We start from the raw sequence: 16868 nt of genomic DNA on the forward strand, positions 1-16868 counted from the left end.
AGTGATGAATAAAGCGATTAAGCCGCCCCTTTTGCCACGTTGGTGTTTCTTGCCGGCTGATAACGAAGGAGGGCGGCCATCCCCTGTGACTCCGAAAGGACCGGATGCTGTTGCAGGTGGACCACCTGGGCTCCCTGCAAAATCGCCTCTTCAATCGCCTCTTCGACGAGGTCGGGAATCGGCTCCGTCGCCGTGCCGCAATCGGGGCAGGCGGCCTCTTCTTGTAAGGTGAGATGGCCGCAAGAAGGGCATCGTCCGCCGGGAAGGGTCGCCCCGTCATGGACGACCAGCGTCTGCACCCCCCCTTGCATCAACGCATGCAGCGTGGGGGCCAGGCCGAGGACGCCGAGCCCATTCGGACCGTTTGCATCTTTGATCCGCTGGATCAATTGATCTTTTTGCTCCGATTCCGCCTGCTGAATGACCTGAAGACTCTCTTCCAGCAGTTCGGGGAGGGATGATTTGGGATCTCCCTTAATCCTTCCGATTATCCGGGAGGCGAGATACCGATGCAGGGTCGATTCAAATCCGTTTACATTTTCCGGCTGGCCGCCGAGGATCAGCGAATCGAAGTGATGGTCTCGGAAGAAGGTAAAGGTGGTGTCGGCAATCCGCTTGAAGTGATGCCGGACATGGTTTTCAACGTGACGTTCGATTTTCCGCTCGGCCAATCCATAGACGCTGCTCTCCGAGTTCCCCCCCCCGACGCCGCTTTCCGACCTTCTCCCCCGTCGCTCCAGCCGCCGCTCCGCCAACCCATACCAAGCCATCGATTTGAATTCTCTGCTTTCGGGATCGTGGACCTTGCCGGGGACCTCGTCGTAGATTTCAGAATGCTCGACGATCTCGCCCAAATAGACTTCAAAGATGCGGGCCCGCTCTTGGCTGACCACGACGACACCATATTTTGGATATTGATCGAGGAGGGAGGTGAGGGGAAGGGTATAGGGGTGGGGCTGGACGACCAATTTCGATCGAAGGGGAACCGGGAAAGAAAGCGGTTGCCAGAGTCCCTTCCGTGAGCAGGCGTAGATTAATAGGCCGCGATGGTGACTTCTTTGAAATTCATCCCGGAGATAAGCTTCCATCCGATTAAAATCCGCTTCGATCGACGCGCGAATCTGCGGCGACAGCGCCGCTTGCTCTAAATCGGCCCGCGTCTGCTTCAGCAGATTTTTGAAGACCAGACTGTATCCCTGGCGCTTTGGAAGCGCCCGCCCGTCGACGTTTAAACTCAAGGTGGTGACCCAGGCGTCTCCATTTTCGAACGCCAGCAATTTCTTTACATCGTTCCGTGAGATCATCGGTTATTCCTTTATTTATTCTCAGTGCGCTATTTATTCTCAGTCGAGGCGACCGTTTCAGGTTTATCTGCAAAGCACCTGTTCCCATTTGATTGCTCAGGTTGGGTCGGCGAAAACAGGTGAAAACAAGGATCGCCTTGTCAACTCCATCCATTTATTTTTGCAACTTTCGCCGAGCGCTGTCAATCCCGGCCATCGACCGGTTCAGCCGCCGTCACAAAGGTCGTGGCGCGGTCGCTCTTCCCTCCGCAGAAGTGTTGACACCCGGTGGGTGATCGGGTAAGATGGGGCGTCTTTTTTTATGAGGTTGTCCCATGGTTGTTTTATTCAGGGTTGTTTTTGTCTCTTTCTGCTTGGCCCTTGCGCTTCTCGGCTGCCAAAAGAAAGAGCGCATTGACGAGAAGGTCGGCGAAGCCACTCCACCGCCGCCCCCCGCCGCGACCGCTCCGGCAGCCCCGTCGGCCGGCGCGCCGCCTCCTTCTCCGCCCGGTGACGCTCCCCACGGATCGGGCGCCCCGGCTCCTTTTATGCAAAAATTGGCGGAATATAAAGCGCGTCTGGAGAAGAATCCAAAAGATATCGAGGCGCTCGTCTTCATGGGAAACGCAAATTATGACATTCAGCGTTTTGAGAAAGCCAAGGAATTTTATCAGCGGGCGCTCGATGTCGATCCCAACAACAACCATGTCCGGACCGATCTCGCCTCCTCTTACCGCAGCCTCGGAGAGACCGACCAGGCATTGGAAGAGTTAAACAAAGTGTTGAAGGTCGATCCGAATCATGAGGTCGCCCTTTACAACTCCGGCATTATCTATTTGAACGACAAGAATGATCCCGATAAAGCGAGAGTCGTCTGGGAAAAACTGGTTCAACTGAAGCCGAACGATCCCCTGTCGGAAGAGCTTAAAAAACAGATTAAGGAGTTGACGCAAACAGGCGCCAAGCCGAAGCCGTCCGCGGCTCCCCGGAGATAAAGGAGTGTTTCGATGAAATTCTTTTTGGATTCCGCAAATATTTCCGAAATCAAAGAATCGGTTGCGTTGGGATTGATCGACGGGATCACCACCAATCCGTCGTTGGTCTCCAAGGAGAAGAGAGATTTCAGGAAGCTGATCGAAGAGATCTGCCAGATCGTCGATGGGCCGATCTCGGCGGAGGTGGTCGCCACCGATGAGGAGGGAATGCTCGAGGAGGGACGCTCGCTGGCGAAGATTCATCAAAACGTCGTCGTGAAAGTGCCGATGACGCCGAACGGACTCAAAGCGACCCGCCGTCTCTCCCAAGAGGGAACCCGGGTGAATGTGACGCTGATCTTCTCGCCGGCGCAGGCCCTCTTGGCCGCCAAGGCGGGGGCGACCTACGTCAGCCCCTTTATCGGCCGGCTCGACGACGTCGGTCAGGTCGGTATGGATCTGATCGATCAGATCGTTACCATTTTTTCGAACTATGACTTTGGAACCGAGGTCCTGGTCGCCAGCATCCGCAATCCGATCCATGTGATCGAGGCGGCCCAGATCGGGGCCCATGTCGCCACGATGCCCTTTTCCGTTTTACAACAATTGATGAAACACCCGCTGACCGATCTCGGGCTGGCGAAATTTCTCTCAGATTGGGAGAAAGCGTCCAAGGGATAACGCTTGACTCGAAACGCCGGGTCGAAAAAAGTTTTGTCTCACAATCCGTAGGCTCCGGTCACCGCGCCCAGACTTCGATCAATGGCGTCCGACCTTCCCGTGATCCCTCCCTTTAATGCACGCCACTGCCAGCGATGAACCCTCCTTTTCTTCAAAAGAAATCGCTTGAACGGATCATCCGGTCTCTTCTAAGCGCGTTAGATCCCGCCTTGCTTCTCCGAAAAAATCTTCGTCTCAAGAACGAAATCGTGGAATGGGGAGATCATCGCTATCCGCTCCGGCGGAATCGTGCGGTCCATCTGCTCGGAGCCGGGAAGGGATCGGCTCGGATGGCCGAGGAGGCGGAGCGCATCCTCGGCGAGGCGATCACCGGCGGGATCGTCGTGACGAAGTATGGCTACGGTGGCGCTTGCCGTAAAATTCAAGTGATTGAAGCAGGGCATCCGATCCCGGACCGGTCGGGCGAGGCGGCGGCGAAAGAGATCCTTCATCGGGCCCACGAGGTCCGGCGCGGCGATCTGGTCATCGGACTTTGGTCGGGGGGCGGCTCGGCGCTGCTGCCGCTGCCGGCAGAGGGGATCTCCCTTCGCGCCAAGCGGCAGGTCACCGACCTCCTTCTTCGTTCGGGCGCCGTCATCGGTGAGATCAATGCCGTCCGCAAACATCTTTCCGGAATCAAAGGGGGGCGTCTCGCGGAGGCGGTCTCGCCGGCACGGATGGTGAACTTCATTCTTTCAGATGTCGTCGGAGATCGCCTCGATGTGATTGCCTCCGGCCCGACGGTCCCTGACCGCTCTACCTTCGCCGATGCAATCGATATTCTAAATCGGTATTCCATTTGGAGGAAGGCCGATCGGTCGGTACGGTGGGTCCTTCAAGCGGGGGCTGCAGGCCGCCGTCCCGACACGCCGAAACGCCTCGGGCGCAACATTGAAAACCGGTTGATTGGGAACGGCGCCGTCGCCGTCGCCGAGATGGCCCGTCAGATCAAGGCGGCCGGATTTCATCCGGAGCGTCTGACCTCCGGTCTGGAAGGGGAAGCGCGAGAGGTGGCAAAGGTTCTGATCGCGCTTGCCTTGGAGAGAAAGCGGCATCAGAAGAAGAACGCGCCGCCGGTCTGTTTGATTGCGGGAGGCGAGACGACGGTGACGGTGCGCGGGCGTGGGAGGGGAGGACGCTGTCAGGAATTTGCCCTCTCCGCAGCCCTTGCCCTTGCAGGGGAAAAAGGAATGATGGCGGCCGCTTTCTCCACCGACGGGACCGACGGTCCGACCGATGCCGCAGGCGCGGTGGCCGATGGAAAAACGGTTTCGCGGGCGGCCCGGAAGGGGATCGATGCCCGGAGGGCGCTGGACGATAACAATGCGTATTATTTCTTTGATGCCCTGGGAGATCTGATTCGAATCGGTCCGACACGGACCCATTTGAACGATTTCTATTTAATCTTTATTGAGTAGGAGCCCTTCCGGTTCGGGCCGGCGCAGGCTGCTTTTCGTCATCGGTAATTTACAAACTGCAAATCGACTCCAAAGTCTTGGGAACGAAGAAGGCTCATGACCGATTGCAGATCGTCTTTGCTCTTGCTGGAGATGCGGACCTGGTCTCCTTGTATTTGCGCCTGCACTTTAAGTTTGCTGTCTCGAATCGCTTTGGTAATCTCTTTTGCTTTCTCCGAAGCGATTCCCTGCTGAAGGTTGATCTTTTGGCGCGCGGTTCCCCCCAGCGCTCGTTCAATCGGCAGATAATCGAGCGCTTTTAGAGAGACCCCTCGTTTGACCAGCTTGGATTGAAGAATGTCGAGGACCGCCTTCAACTTGTAATCGTCGTCCGAGGTGACGATCAGCTCCTTCTCTTCTTCCAGCCGAATTTCGCTCTTGGTTCCTTTCAGGTCGAAGCGCTGGCGGATCTCTTTGACCGCCTGCTCGACGGCGTTCTTGACCTCTTGGATTTCGACCTTTGAAACGACATCGAATGAATTGTCCGCCATGGGATACTCCTTTCTTGGAGGGCGCAGGTTCGCTGGGGGCGACATCGAAGAAGCCGTCCCCCCGGCAGGTGAAGGCCTCGATCATCCTGGCGAGGAAGATAGTTCAAAATACAATGAGCGAAGCGGGGTTGTCAATGGGAAGATCGGGAAGATCGAATAGGGAAGCGAGCACGCAGCCTGCAAGGCTGCGTCACGATTGAACCTCAGACTGCTTTAAGATCTCGATGATCCGATCGGCCAGTTTCTGCGGCGAGAACGGTTTGGTGAGATATTCGATGGCTCCGGCGTTTTCGCCCCGCTCCTTCGCGGTGGGATCGCCCCGCGCGGTCAGCATGACGATGGGGATATGCTCCGTCTCTTTGCTCGCTTTGAGCCGTTGACAGGCTTCGAAGCCGTTCATCTTCGGCATCATGACATCCATCAAAATGAGGTCGGGTCGCTCGGAGATCGCCTTCTCGATTGCGTCGACGCCGTTTCCAGCCTCGATCGTTTCAATCCCGCAGAACTTCAGCTTGATCTGAATGAGCTGTCGGACGAACTCTTCATCATCGACAATCAATACTTTTTTAGGATTCATGGGTATGGATCCGATCGCTCGACATAGTGCGATTGCCTCCCTGCTCTTGCGCGTGGCGCAACGCGCTGCTCGCCTGAATAATCATCTTCTCGGCGGTGTCGGCATCATCGAAGAAGGTGGAGATGCCAATGCTGATCGTGATCATTTCCAGGGACTGTTTTCCTGAAACGGAGAAATCGTGAGACTCTACCAATTTCCTGATTTTTTCGGCGGCCATCCGTGCGGCATCCCGCGTCGTTTCGGGAAGCAGCAGGGTGAAGGTGCTCCCGCCGCACCTACAGAGCGGATTCGACGCGCGTGTATTTCGCCGAAAGAGGACAGCCAACTCACGCAGCACGTGGTTGCCCGCTTCGGTTCCATGCCGTCGATTGAAGAGGCGAAATTCATCGATATTGGAGACGAAAATTGAAAAGGGGCGTTTATAGCGGAAGGCCCGATTCACCTCATCGGCCAGCCGGTTATTGAGATACCGTTCATTATAGAGGCCGGTGAGGCCGTCGATCATCTTGGCCTTGTCCGGATAGAGCTTCTCAAACTTTCGAACCTCCTGAATCAACGTCTCCTTGAGGGACGGTCCCTTATAGATGATCTCCCGGACCTGGCCGTCGAGGATATGTTTTTCTTCGCGCGTCAGCTCCCTTGATGAAAAGAGAATGATCGGAATGTTCTTTGCGGTAGGGTGTTGTTTTAAACGGTGGATCGTCTCGATGCCCGAGATATTTTCAAGCATCAGGTCGAGGAGGATGAGATCAGGCTGTATCTCGACTGCCAAAGCAACCCCTTCTTCCCCTTTGTTCGTCTTGATGACGCCGAAGCGTTCCTCGTCGAGAATGGAGCCGATCTGTTCCATGACCGTCGTGTCTTGTTCGATGACCAAGAAGTTGATCGGTTTTCGGATGATCGATTGGGTAATGCTATACTTCTTCAGGCTGTCGATCAGCCCTTTGCGATTGATCGGCTTCGTGAAGTAGTCGACTGCCCCCAAGCTGAAGCCGAGGGTCGGATTTTCTACGATGGAAACGATGATCACCGGAATGTCTCGGGTGGCGGGGAGGGTTTTTAACTTCTTCAACACCTCCCACCCGTCGATCCGCGGGAGCATAATATCGAGGGTGATCGCAAAAGGTCGGAGCTCCTGCGCCTTCTCGATCGCATCTTGTCCGTCATAGGCATGAAGGATGGCATAGCCTTCCTGGGTCAGATAAAGGGCGAGCAGCTTGGCGACGGCGGGATCATCTTCAACGATGAGGATGCGGGGACGCTCTTCTTCCGTGTCTTGCAATTGAAGATTATAGGGCTGTGCGGCTCTCACCGCGTCTTGTGAGGGAATAACCAGATCAAGCTGACGCATCCGGCTCCCCTCCGAGAGCGGGATGAGGACACGGAAGGTGCTGCCTGCCCCGGATTGGCTTTGAACCGTGATCTCCCCCCCCAGCATGTCGATAAAGCGCTTCGTAATCGCCAAGCCCAAACCGGTGCCGGGATAGTCGCGGGTATAGGAACCGTCGATCTGCTGGAATTCGTCAAAGATCTTTTTCAGCGAATGTTCCGGAATGCCGATGCCGGTGTCTCGGACCCGTATCTCGACCGCTTGGGACCGTCCGAGCCGGCTCATCCGGACATGAAGGCTAATGATGCCATTGGCCGGGGTGAACTTGACGGCATTTCCGAGGAGGTTCAGCAAAATCTGTTTAATCTTTCCCTCATCGCTGTAGATCACATCGAGCCCTTCTTCAACCGAGACGTCGAAGTGGAGGCCTTTTTTATAGGTCAGCGGGATGATCGTCTGCTGGGCCGTCTCCAATAGGCCTCGGAGGCTGAAGGGATGAGGATAGATCTCCATCTTGCCGGCTTTGATTTTGGAGAGGTCGAGGAGATTGTTGATGATCTCGAGGAGGTGTTGCCCGCTTGTGTTCATGTTCCGGACGTATGATTCTTGCTCGGAGGTCAGATCACCCGCCAAGTGGTCGAGGAGAATTTCCGAAAAACCGATAATGGAGGTCAGCGGGGTTCGGAGTTCGTGTGAGACGTTTGAGAGGAATTCCGATTTGATTCGATCCATCTCGACCAGCTTCTCCACCGTCTCCTGCTCTTTTTGGTAGAGATGGGCGTTTTCCACCGCGGTGCCGATCTGGTTCCCGATCGAGGAGAGAAGCTGTAGATCTTGCACGGTCAGGGAGTGAACCGCCCGGCTGGCGAGGGTAAAGGTCCCGATGATTTTATTTTTCGATTGAATCGGGAAGGCAATGAGGGTCTGATACCCTTCCAGTATAAAGGGGTGCTTTGTTTCCGGCTGCTGCGCCCGCTCCAGAATGACCGGCGCGCGGGTCTCGATGACCTCTTCGGAGAGGGGACGGCTTTCAGAGAAGAGGCCCTGTTGGTCGAGCAACGCGGAAGAGAGGCCGAAATGGCTCTTCATCACCAGCCTGTTTTCTTTCGGATTAAGGATCTCGATATATCCCGACTCGAATCCGGTGACCTCAATGACCTTTTCAATCGTCGTATCCAAGAGGCCTTGCAATTCGAGCGATTGGTTCGAGGTCATCGCAATTTGATTCAGCGCCTGGAGCTCGCGGGTCCGGGCCAGAACCTTCTGCTCTAAGGTCGCATACGACTCGGAGAGCCGCTCCGCCATCTCATTAAATTTATCGGCAAGTGCCTCGATTTCATCGTTTGTTTTGACTTGAAGACGATATCCGAGATCCCCTTTTCGAATATGTTCGGCCCCCTCGTGCAACAGAAGGAGCGGCTTCACCAATTTTCCCGCGACGGTCAACCCGATGGTACCTGTAAAGACAACCAAAAGCAATCCGTATCCCGAGACAGTCCTCAGCAGCGACTGAATCGGCTCATAGGTCTCCTTCGGCTCCTGCCGGATAAAGCTGTGCCACGGTTTGCCTCCCTTCGCGGAAACCAACTGGCTGACTGCGGGAAGGGGTGCAAATCCGACAATGGAATTGGTCCCGCCATGGCCGTCGTTGTGGGCGGTGACCCAGCCGGAATGATCGGAGGTTATGGTCTCTAAAAGAGAGGGATCGGCGACATGGCTTCCGGTTGGAAGGATCGGGCAGATTAAAACGACGCCGGCCGAATCAATCAGCATCGCATGTCCGGTCGATCCGAACCGAATCGGATAGATAAACGGCTGCAAAAACGGTTTGAGATGAAGGCTCGCCTTCAGGGCCCCTAGGAATCGTCCGTTCTCCTTCTGAAAAATAGGTAACGCAATATCGAAGAGAAAATCAGATCTGTTTTGATCGTCTTGATAAATCCCGCCGATGTAGACGGCCCCTTTTTCCCCATTGGAACTCTCTTTCCACCAAACGGATTCCGCAGTGGAAGAGACCTTATCTAGGATATTGGAAGAGGCCGCAATGGGAGTGCCGATGCGGTTGACGACGACCAGCGACTGTAAAACCGATTCATTTTCGGGGAGGTGAATGGTTCGGTCTAAAAAGGGGACGAGTTTCGGGTCGAAGAGAGAAGAGGGAAGCGCTTTGCCGGAGGGCGCTTCCCGATCGAAGGTGAGCATTGTGCTGTTGCGTAACGCTTGCTGCATTTCCGGGGAGGCGCCGATAAAGTGAAGCTCGGCGATTTCTTTTTGAACACCGAGGTCGGTCTTGCTTGCCGCCTCTTTTGCAAGGCCTTCAAAGTTGGTTCCAATCGCCTTGCGAAGGGCGGTGGTTCCTCTCCAAGAGGTAACAATCAGTCCAAGGAAGACGGGGAGGATGGCCATGATCACCATCGCCGAAACAATTTTCTTTTTTAGCCCGGTCTTCCTCGACGCGTCGACCAAAGGTCCCCTCGGCGTAAATATTTTAGAGTATATCCGAATAGCGGGAAAATGTCATTGAATTCCCCCTCAAGAACGGCTCTCTCTATTCTGTACTCTTGAAAAAGGGGGTTCCTTACGGAGAGTCGATAACCTCCGTTCCTTTGGGAATTTTGAGGACAAAGAGGTCTTCACCGATCCCTTTGTTGATCTGCATTCCTTCAAAAGAAAAGGTGGAAACGTTTCCATTTTCCTCGAAGAGGGTCACTTTCTGAATCACCAACCCTTCTACTTGAGGAGAGGGAGCGACTGAGGCGAGGACCTTGCTGACTTGCGTCTCCTTGCTCTTCGGAGTCAGGCGGAGTGAGAGCGATTTGTCGGGGCGTTCCTCCTCAATGGAGATTTGAAAGTCTTGGTCGAGGCGGCTGGTTCCGGAAAGAAGCTGCAGCGGCAGGTGACTGTCCGATTGGCCGCCGATCCGGCTCTTGATGACCTGTTTGTGCTCCGGGATATAGAAGGTGGCCGTCTCTCCTTCAACGACAATCTGCTGACGGCTCGGTTCTTGGTAGTCCCACCGCATCTTTCCTTTTTTTAGGAACAATTTTCCTTTGGAGACATAGGGGGTGTCGAAGTCTTGGAAGCGAACGGTTTGGACGAAGTCGGTCTGCAGGTCGGTGATCTTATCATAGGCCGCCTGGATCTTTTTCGCCACGGAGGCCGGATCTTCTTTTGCTGCGCTCTCGCGGGGCGATGTCACCCATAGGGAAAGAATGAAGAGGCTCAGCGTTATTCTAAAGAACGTCACAGTAAATCCTTTCTGATAAAGCAAATCATTAACCGATCTCCTTTTTGACGAGGATCTCTCTCGGTTTCCCGCCGCTCGCCGGTCCGATCACCCCATCCTCTTCCATCATTTCGATCATCCGGGCGGCACGGGGGTAACCGACGCGCATCCGCCGCTGAATGAAAGAGGCGGATGCCTGACCGGTTGAGATGACCAGCTCTCGCGCTTGTTCATAAAGTTCATCCCGTTCGTTTAAGGAAGATTCTTCCGGGGAAGGGGCCTCTTCCGAGAGGGCGGCCTCATAATGCGGAGAGGCCTGTTCCTTCACGAAGGAGGTGACCTTTTTAATCTCTTCTTCCGAGACATAGGAGCCGTGCACCCGGAGAATCTTCCCGGTGCCGGCCGAAAGATAGAGCATGTCTCCCTTTCCCAACAGCTGCTCGGCGCCGTTGGCATCGAGGATCGTTCTGGAGTCGGTTTTGGACGAAACGCAGAAAGCGATCCGGGCCGGGAAATTCGCCTTGATCACCCCGGTGATCACATCGACCGAGGGACGCTGGGTGGCGAGGACCAGGTGAATCCCGGCCGCGCGGGCCATCTGTGCCAGGCGGGTGATCGAATCCTCGACATCGCGCGGCGCCACCATCATCAGATCGGCCAGCTCGTCGATGAAGATCACGATATACGGCAGCGGGCCCTGCGGCTCTGGAGGGGGGGCTCCTTCCGGCGTGACCGTCTCCACCTTCGCAGGGGGGGCGCCGTTCTTGAATAATTTGTTATAGGCCTCGATGTTGCGAACCCCCTTCTCGGCGAGGAGCTGATACCGACGTTGCATCTCGGCGACCATCTTCTTGAGCGCATCGGAGGCGACTTTCGCTCGGACGATCACCGGCGCCACCAAATGAGGGATGCCGTCGTAAAGGGAGAATTCGAGCATCTTGGGATCGATCATCAACATCTTTACTTCGGAAGGGGTTGCAGAGTAGAGAAGCGAGAGAACCATCCCGTTTAAACCGACACTCTTTCCCGACCCGGTCGAACCGGCAATCAGCAGGTGCGGCATCGTGGCGAGATCGGCGGAGACCGGATTTCCGAAGATGTCTTTTCCCAGGGCAAGACGGAGCTTCGAGCCGATCTGATTGAAGGGGGCCGAAGAGAGAATTTCTTTTAAGATCACTTCTTCCCGAATGTTGTTTGGAATTTCGATCCCGACTGTCGATTTTCCGGGAAGGGGGGCGACGATGCGGACCTGCATCGCCTTCATCGCCAGGGCGAGGTCATCCGAGAGGTTGGTGATTCGATTGAGCTTGATGCCGGGGGCCGGCTCGAATTCGAACATCGTGACCACCGGCCCGGGATGAACCTGCGTCACCTTCCCTTCGACATCGAAATCCAGCAGCTTTCTCTCCAGGATGTGGGATTGGGCGACCCACTCTTCTTCGCTCATCCGTTTGGACGTGCTGGAAGGATCGGCTAAAAGGGAGAGGGGAGGGAGGCGATAATCTCCCTCCTCCGACCTCACAAAGGGAAAGACCTCTTGCTGCGGACGCAGGGCGATCTGGGGAGGGAGAGGGGGTTCGACCGCCGGCGTTCGGGCGATCTCCGGCTCTTTCGATGAAGGCGCGGGGGCGGTAGCGCGGCGCTTCTTTTTTCCCTGACGGATGACGATCTGCTCCCAAATCATTTGGTGTAAATCCGACGCCCGGGTCCGGATCTGCTCCAGCGCCGCGCGGGGAGAGAAGGGGGAGATCAACATCCAGCCGAGGAGAAAGAGGAAGAAGAGGATGATATGGCTCCCGATGGCGGCGAAATAGTCGAGGAAAAACTGCGACAGCAATCGGCCGATGAGCCCGCCCCGGAAATTGGGGGAGACGGTTGATCCGAAGCCTCCCCACTCCAATTCGGCCAACGAGGCGACCGTCAAGAGGAGAAGGGCCGAGCCGGAGACACTACGCAGCGCAATCGGACCGAACCCCTCCCTGAAAAATTTGATTCCTAAAACGAGAAAGATCACCGGAAAGAGATAAGAAGCGATTCCAAACAGCTGGAAGAAGAGGTCGGAGAGGTTCGCTCCCGCCTTGCCGATGGCATTTTGAATCTGTGGATGGGTCGCGGTCGTCGAAAAAGAAATATCTTCGGGGTGATAGGTAAGGAAGCTGATCGCCAACAGAAGCCCCACGACGATCAGCAGCAGCCCGATCATTTCATCCCGATAACCGTTCGACTTATTTGACGCCATAGGGACCTTGCGCGCGGCGCGCCTTTTGGAGCGTGGTTGAAGCGTTAGATGACGATGACGTTGGGGATGATCATTGGATATCGGTTCATTTTCTTGGAGATGAGTTTCTTTACGGTCTGGCGGATCTTTGTCTCCATCCCTTCTTTCAGGTCGGCGGTTAACTCCGAGCCCCAGATCGGGTCGGTCTCCATGTCGGAGAGAAGGGCGCGGAGGGAGGCCTCCATCTCCTTCCAGAGAGGGTGAGGCTCGCCGCCTTGGGAAGTAAATCCACGGGAGAGGAGCGTGGGGCCCGACCGGATCTTTCTCCCTTCTTTTTCGAGGGTGACCGTCACGATGACCATTCCGTCGGAGCCGAGGTGCCGCCGGTCCTTCAAAACCGATTGTTCCACGTCGCCGATCCCTTTCCCGTCGATATAAATCCGTCCGGAGGGAATCGTCTTTCCTTTTTCGCATCTCCCCGGCCGGAGCAGAATTTCGTCGCCGTCTTCGACCACCAAAATATGTCCCGGTTCGATCCCCGCTTTCGAAGCGAGCGCGGCATGGGAGATCAGCTGCCGATACTCTCCATGGATCGGGATAAAGAATTCGGGCCGAATCCACTCGATCATCTTTTTCTGCTCCTCACGGCTGGCATGGCCGGAGACATGGACCGGCGCAATCTTTTCATGCAGCACGCGGGCCCCTTTTCTAAAAAGGTGGTTAATCACGTGGGAGATGTCTTCCTCATTTCCGGGAATGACCCTCGCCGATAAGATAACCGTGTCACCCGGTTTGATCTGAATCTGTTTGTGATCGTCGGTCGCCATCCGGTAGAGCGCCGACATCGGCTCTCCTTGGCTTCCGGTGGTGATCAGGACCACCTCTCCATCGGGGGTATGGCCGAGGTCGTCGATCGGCGCGATCTGGTCGAGGGGGAAGGAGAGGTACCCGAGTTCCCTCGCAATCCGGACGTTGTCGATCATGCTCCGTCCGGCCAGGAAAATTTTCCGTCCCCGGCGGCTGGCAATCTGAGCGATCTGGTCGATCCGGTGGATGTTCGAAGAGAAGGTCGCGATGATGATCCGCCCTTCCGCCTCGCCAAAGAGTTTTTCAAAGTTCTCGCCGACGCGGCTCTCCGATCCAGTGTGCCCCTCCCGCTCGGCATTGGTGCTGTCGGAGAAGAGGGCGAGAACCCCCTTTTCGCCATACTCCTTGAATCGGTCACTGTCGAAATAGCTTCCGCCGACCGGCGTGGGATCAATCTTAAAGTCTCCGGTATGAATAACGCATCCGACCGGGGTGGTGATGGCGTAGGCAACGCTGTCGACCACGCTGTGTGTCACGCTGATCGGCTCGATGCAAAACGGCCCGACAAAGATCGGCTCTCTCGGTTTAATCGAAATCAGACGGGGGGTGATCGGCGACCCATCTTCCCGCCGGAAAAGTTCCGACCGATGCTCTTTCAATTTTTCCGAAACAAAGCCGAGGGTCAGCGGGGTTCCATAAATCGGGACATCCATCTCCCGGAGAAGATAGGGAACCGCACCGATATGATCCTCGTGCCCATGGGTCAGAAAAATGCCGAGGACCTTTTTATTCGGATCAAAGAGGGAAGAGAAATCGGGGATGACGATATCGACGCCCAACATATCGTTCTTGGGGAACATCAATCCGACATCGACCAGCACGACCGAGCCTTCGTATTCGAAGGTCATCATATTCATGCCGATCTCCCCCAAGCCTCCCAGCGGGACGACATGGAGAGGGTGAACGGTCTTTTCTATTTGTTCTTGCGACATCAGTTTTCTCGAATAGGGAATATAGCATAAATCGCCTTCTTAATCAATCAAACGATCTCCCAAACGATCTCCCAAACGATCTCCGAAAGAGTCGTCCAAAGTGTCAGCCAGCGAAGCGAATTCGGCGAGCGAGAGGGTCTCCCCGCGGCGGCCCGGATCAATCCCGATTTTTCTCAGCGCCGCTTCCACCCGATCTCTTCGAAAGCCGGCATTTTCGAGGGCGTTGGCGAGCCGTTTTCGCCGGTGTCCGAATGCCCCCCGGACGATGCGGACAAATTGTGCTTCGTTCCGAAGGGGAACCCGTGTTTCGGAGAGCGGATGGAGGAGGATCACCGAAGAGTCGACCTCGGGGCGGGGACGAAAACAGCCTCTCGAAACATGAAAGGCGATCCGAACGTCGGCATACAGCTGAACCAGAACCGACAGAACGCCGTAGTTTTTATTTCCCTCCGCGGAGACCAAGCGCTCGGCGACCTCTCTTTGAAGCATCAATACCATTTTGGAGATCCGGCGGCGCTCCTCCAGGAGGCGGAACAGCAGGGGGGTGGAGAGGTAGTAGGGAAGGTTGGCGACCACTTTAAAGGGGGCGGGGAGCTGCTCAAAGGGGTATTGAAGCGCATCGGCCTGGACCAGCTTGAGATGCGGAGCGGGGAATGCCTGTTGGAGCATCCCGACTAAAAGAGGATCGATTTCGATGGCGAGGAGCGCCGCACCCCGCTCCAGGAGTCCCTTCGTCAAACTGCCCCGGCCCGGGCCGATCTCGACCACCTGTTCGCCCGGCTGAATCTCGGCCGCATCGAGAATCTTTCTCTGGATGTTCGGATCGATCAGGAAGTTTTGGCCCCACGCCTTCCGGGGGCGGGGAAGGGGTCGGTTCATCGGTGTGGGCGGCGACCGGTTTGGGCCATTGCAGCGGCCAACCGAAGCGCCTCTTTCAAGCTTCCCGGGTCGGCAATCCCTTTGCCTGCGATGTCATAGGCGGTGCCGTGGTCGACCGAGGTTCTCACAAAAGGAAGACCGATGGTGACGTTGACGGCATTGCCGAAGGCGAGGAGCTTGATCGGGATCAGCGCTTGATCGTGAAAGAGGGAGACGGCGGCATCGAATCGGCCGATCTTCAACTGGTAAAAAAGGGTGTCGGCCGGATAAGGACCGGACGCGTCGATTCCCTCCCGGCGGGCCGTCTCCACCGCCGGGACGACCTCCCGCTTCTCTTCATCGCCGAAGAGACCCCGCTCGCCGGCGTGCGGATTGAGCGCGGTGACGGCGATCCTCGGCGTCTCAATCCCGAAATCGCGTTTCATCGATTGATCGGTGAGGCGGAGGGCATCGAGAATCATCTCTTTTTGAAGCGTTGCAATCGCCTCTCGGAGGGCGAGATGAATCGTCGTCAAGGTGATCTTCAATCCGCCGCCGACCATCATCATCGCGAACTTCTCGCTCTTGGCGAGGTCGGCGAGGAATTCGGTATGCCCGGGAAAGGCGAAACCGATCGCCTTCATCCCCTCTTTATTGATCGGCGCGGTGGTGATGCCGTCGATCTCCCCGCGCAGCGCCATCTCGGCCCCTCGCGTGATCGCCTGAAGCGCGGCGCGCGCCGCAGCGGGATGCGGTTTTCCATGTTCCAGCGGCGCGAGCGGTTTTTCTCCGATGTCTAAAACCTCGACGACCCCCTCCTCAAAGCGGGCCTCCGAGAGCGATGTGATCGGGCGGATCGAAAGGGCCGGCGCGAAACGGGCCGCCGCCTCCGACATCCAACGCGCATCTCCGATGACGAGCCTCCGACAGAGATCGTAGAGTCCTTTTTCCTGTAAACCTTTGACGATCACCTCCGGGCCGATCCCGCATGGATCGCCCATTGTGATGGCGATGACAGGCTTTATCATAACAGCGTCCCTTTCAATCATTCTCAAGCTGCGGCAGGTGCGGCTCCAAGTGGACGACGACCTCGATGACATCGGTAAACTGCTTCATGATCTCCGCTTCAACCCGATGGGCGAGGACGTGGGCCTTTTCAAGATGCATGTGGGGATGAACATGGATGTGCAGATCGACGTAGATGTGGTTGATCCCGCCGCGTGTTCGGACGGCGTGGCACTCTTCAATCCCGTCGATCTGTATCACCAGGTCGTGGATCTCCTGCGGGTGGATCCGCGAATAGTCGGTTAGAACCTTGGAGCTCTCCATTAGAATTTGCATTCCGACCTTCCCGATGATGAACGCAATGACCACCCCGACCAATGGATCGAGAATCGGGTAGCCGGCCCAACCGGCGGCGAGGCTGGCGATCACCGACAAGGAGGAGAAGACATCACTTTTGGTATGGAACGAGTCGGCGATGAGGATTTCGCTTTTGAGGAGGACCCCTTGCCGTTTTTCCCACCGACTGACGACGATATTCAATAGGATGGTGAGAAGCATGATGACGAAGCTGGCCGAAGTGATCTCCGGCATCGTTCCATCTTGAAACCGGGCATAGCTGCTTTTGAGAATTTCCAAACAGCCCAAGAAAAGAAAGACGGAGATACAAAACGAAGCGAACGTCTCGAATTTGCGATGTCCATAGGGATGCTCGTCGTCGGGGGGACGGGAAGCGAAATAGATCCCGATCAGGCCGATCACATTGGAGGCCGCATCGAGAAAGGAGTGAAAGCCGTCGGCCTGCATGCTGATCGAATGGCTGGAGTAGCCCCAGATCGATTTCGCGAGGGCGGTTAGAAGATTCAGGCCGAGGGTCACAAGGAGGATCTTTTTGACCGGCTGGTAGTGGACGTCAGGAATACTTGGCATGGC

The 16868-nt window shown here is 56.1% G+C and carries 13 protein-coding genes; 3 read left to right on the forward strand and 10 right to left on the reverse strand.

Going from position 1 to position 16868, the window contains the following annotated elements:
- Nucleotides 1-17: 17 nt before the first annotated feature.
- Nucleotides 18-1304, reverse strand: a complete 1287-nt coding sequence (locus tag HY282_17265) for a hypothetical protein (GenBank protein ID MBI3805501.1) — start codon at nt 1302-1304, stop codon at nt 18-20.
- 314 nt (nt 1305-1618) lie between these two features.
- On the opposite strand from HY282_17265, the gene HY282_17270 reads away from it, so the two are divergent.
- The 3 genes from HY282_17270 to HY282_17280 all read left to right on the forward strand — a co-directional run bounded on the left by HY282_17270 (nt 1619) and on the right by HY282_17280 (nt 4395).
- Entirely contained in the window at nt 1619-2278 is a 660-nt protein-coding gene (locus HY282_17270; GenBank protein MBI3805502.1) for a tetratricopeptide repeat protein, read from the forward strand.
- Between the two features lie 12 nt (nt 2279-2290).
- On the forward strand, nt 2291-2938 hold the full coding sequence (gene fsa / locus HY282_17275) for a fructose-6-phosphate aldolase (protein MBI3805503.1): 648 nt from the start codon (nt 2291-2293) through the stop codon (nt 2936-2938).
- A 134-nt stretch (nt 2939-3072) separates the two neighbouring features.
- Nucleotides 3073-4395, forward strand: coding sequence for a glycerate kinase (locus HY282_17280; GenBank protein ID MBI3805504.1), 1323 nt, complete (start codon nt 3073-3075; stop codon nt 4393-4395).
- A 38-nt stretch (nt 4396-4433) separates the two neighbouring features.
- On the opposite strand, the gene HY282_17285 is transcribed toward HY282_17280, so the two are convergent.
- The 9 genes from HY282_17285 to HY282_17325 all read right to left on the reverse strand — a co-directional run bounded on the left by HY282_17285 (nt 4434) and on the right by HY282_17325 (nt 16865).
- Complete coding sequence (locus HY282_17285; GenBank protein MBI3805505.1) at nt 4434-4925, reverse strand: YajQ family cyclic di-GMP-binding protein; 492 nt, start codon at nt 4923-4925, stop codon at nt 4434-4436.
- Between the two features lie 190 nt (nt 4926-5115).
- A complete protein-coding gene (locus tag HY282_17290) occupies nt 5116-5502 on the reverse strand; it encodes a response regulator (protein MBI3805506.1) in 387 nt (128 codons plus the stop codon).
- On the reverse strand, nt 5492-9298 hold the full coding sequence (locus HY282_17295; protein ID MBI3805507.1) for a response regulator: 3807 nt from the start codon (nt 9296-9298) through the stop codon (nt 5492-5494). The genes HY282_17290 and HY282_17295 overlap by 11 nt, the downstream gene beginning before the upstream one ends.
- A gap of 112 nt (nt 9299-9410) precedes the next feature.
- Nucleotides 9411-10103, reverse strand: a complete 693-nt coding sequence (locus tag HY282_17300; GenBank protein ID MBI3805508.1) for an outer membrane lipoprotein carrier protein LolA — start codon at nt 10101-10103, stop codon at nt 9411-9413.
- 4 nt (nt 10104-10107) lie between these two features.
- On the reverse strand, nt 10108-12297 hold the full coding sequence (locus tag HY282_17305; GenBank protein MBI3805509.1) for a DNA translocase FtsK: 2190 nt from the start codon (nt 12295-12297) through the stop codon (nt 10108-10110).
- Between the two features lie 44 nt (nt 12298-12341).
- Nucleotides 12342-14075 (reverse strand): ribonuclease J, encoded by a 1734-nt coding sequence (locus HY282_17310; GenBank protein MBI3805510.1) that lies wholly within the window; start codon nt 14073-14075, stop codon nt 12342-12344.
- 39 nt (nt 14076-14114) lie between these two features.
- The gene (gene rsmA, locus HY282_17315) at nt 14115-14954 is read right to left on the reverse strand and encodes a ribosomal RNA small subunit methyltransferase A (protein MBI3805511.1); all 840 of its coding nucleotides are present in this window, start codon (nt 14952-14954) and stop codon (nt 14115-14117) included.
- On the reverse strand, nt 14951-15958 hold the full coding sequence (pdxA, locus tag HY282_17320; GenBank protein MBI3805512.1) for a 4-hydroxythreonine-4-phosphate dehydrogenase PdxA: 1008 nt from the start codon (nt 15956-15958) through the stop codon (nt 14951-14953). Before pdxA ends, rsmA begins: the two co-directional genes overlap by 4 nt.
- A 16-nt stretch (nt 15959-15974) precedes the next feature.
- Complete coding sequence (locus tag HY282_17325; GenBank protein MBI3805513.1) at nt 15975-16865, reverse strand: cation transporter; 891 nt, start codon at nt 16863-16865, stop codon at nt 15975-15977.
- Nucleotides 16866-16868 lie beyond the last annotated feature (3 nt).

This window comes from Candidatus Manganitrophaceae bacterium (assembly GCA_016200325.1).
In the GTDB taxonomy this organism is placed as follows: Bacteria; Nitrospirota; Nitrospiria; order SBBL01; family Manganitrophaceae; genus Manganitrophus.

Coding starts and splice junctions, on each gene's coding strand:
- HY282_17265 (MBI3805501.1), bottom strand. CDS start 1,304: ATGATCTCACGGAACGATGTAAAGAAATTGCTGGCGTTCGAAAATGGA.
- HY282_17270 (MBI3805502.1), top strand. CDS start 1,619: ATGGTTGTTTTATTCAGGGTTGTTTTTGTCTCTTTCTGCTTGGCCCTT.
- fsa (MBI3805503.1), top strand. CDS start 2,291: ATGAAATTCTTTTTGGATTCCGCAAATATTTCCGAAATCAAAGAATCG.
- HY282_17280 (MBI3805504.1), top strand. CDS start 3,073: ATGAACCCTCCTTTTCTTCAAAAGAAATCGCTTGAACGGATCATCCGG.
- HY282_17285 (MBI3805505.1), bottom strand. CDS start 4,925: ATGGCGGACAATTCATTCGATGTCGTTTCAAAGGTCGAAATCCAAGAG.
- HY282_17290 (MBI3805506.1), bottom strand. CDS start 5,502: ATGAATCCTAAAAAAGTATTGATTGTCGATGATGAAGAGTTCGTCCGA.
- HY282_17305 (MBI3805509.1), bottom strand. CDS start 12,297: ATGGCGTCAAATAAGTCGAACGGTTATCGGGATGAAATGATCGGGCTG.
- HY282_17310 (MBI3805510.1), bottom strand. CDS start 14,075: ATGTCGCAAGAACAAATAGAAAAGACCGTTCACCCTCTCCATGTCGTC.
- rsmA (MBI3805511.1), bottom strand. CDS start 14,954: ATGAACCGACCCCTTCCCCGCCCCCGGAAGGCGTGGGGCCAAAACTTC.
- HY282_17325 (MBI3805513.1), bottom strand. CDS start 16,865: ATGCCAAGTATTCCTGACGTCCACTACCAGCCGGTCAAAAAGATCCTC.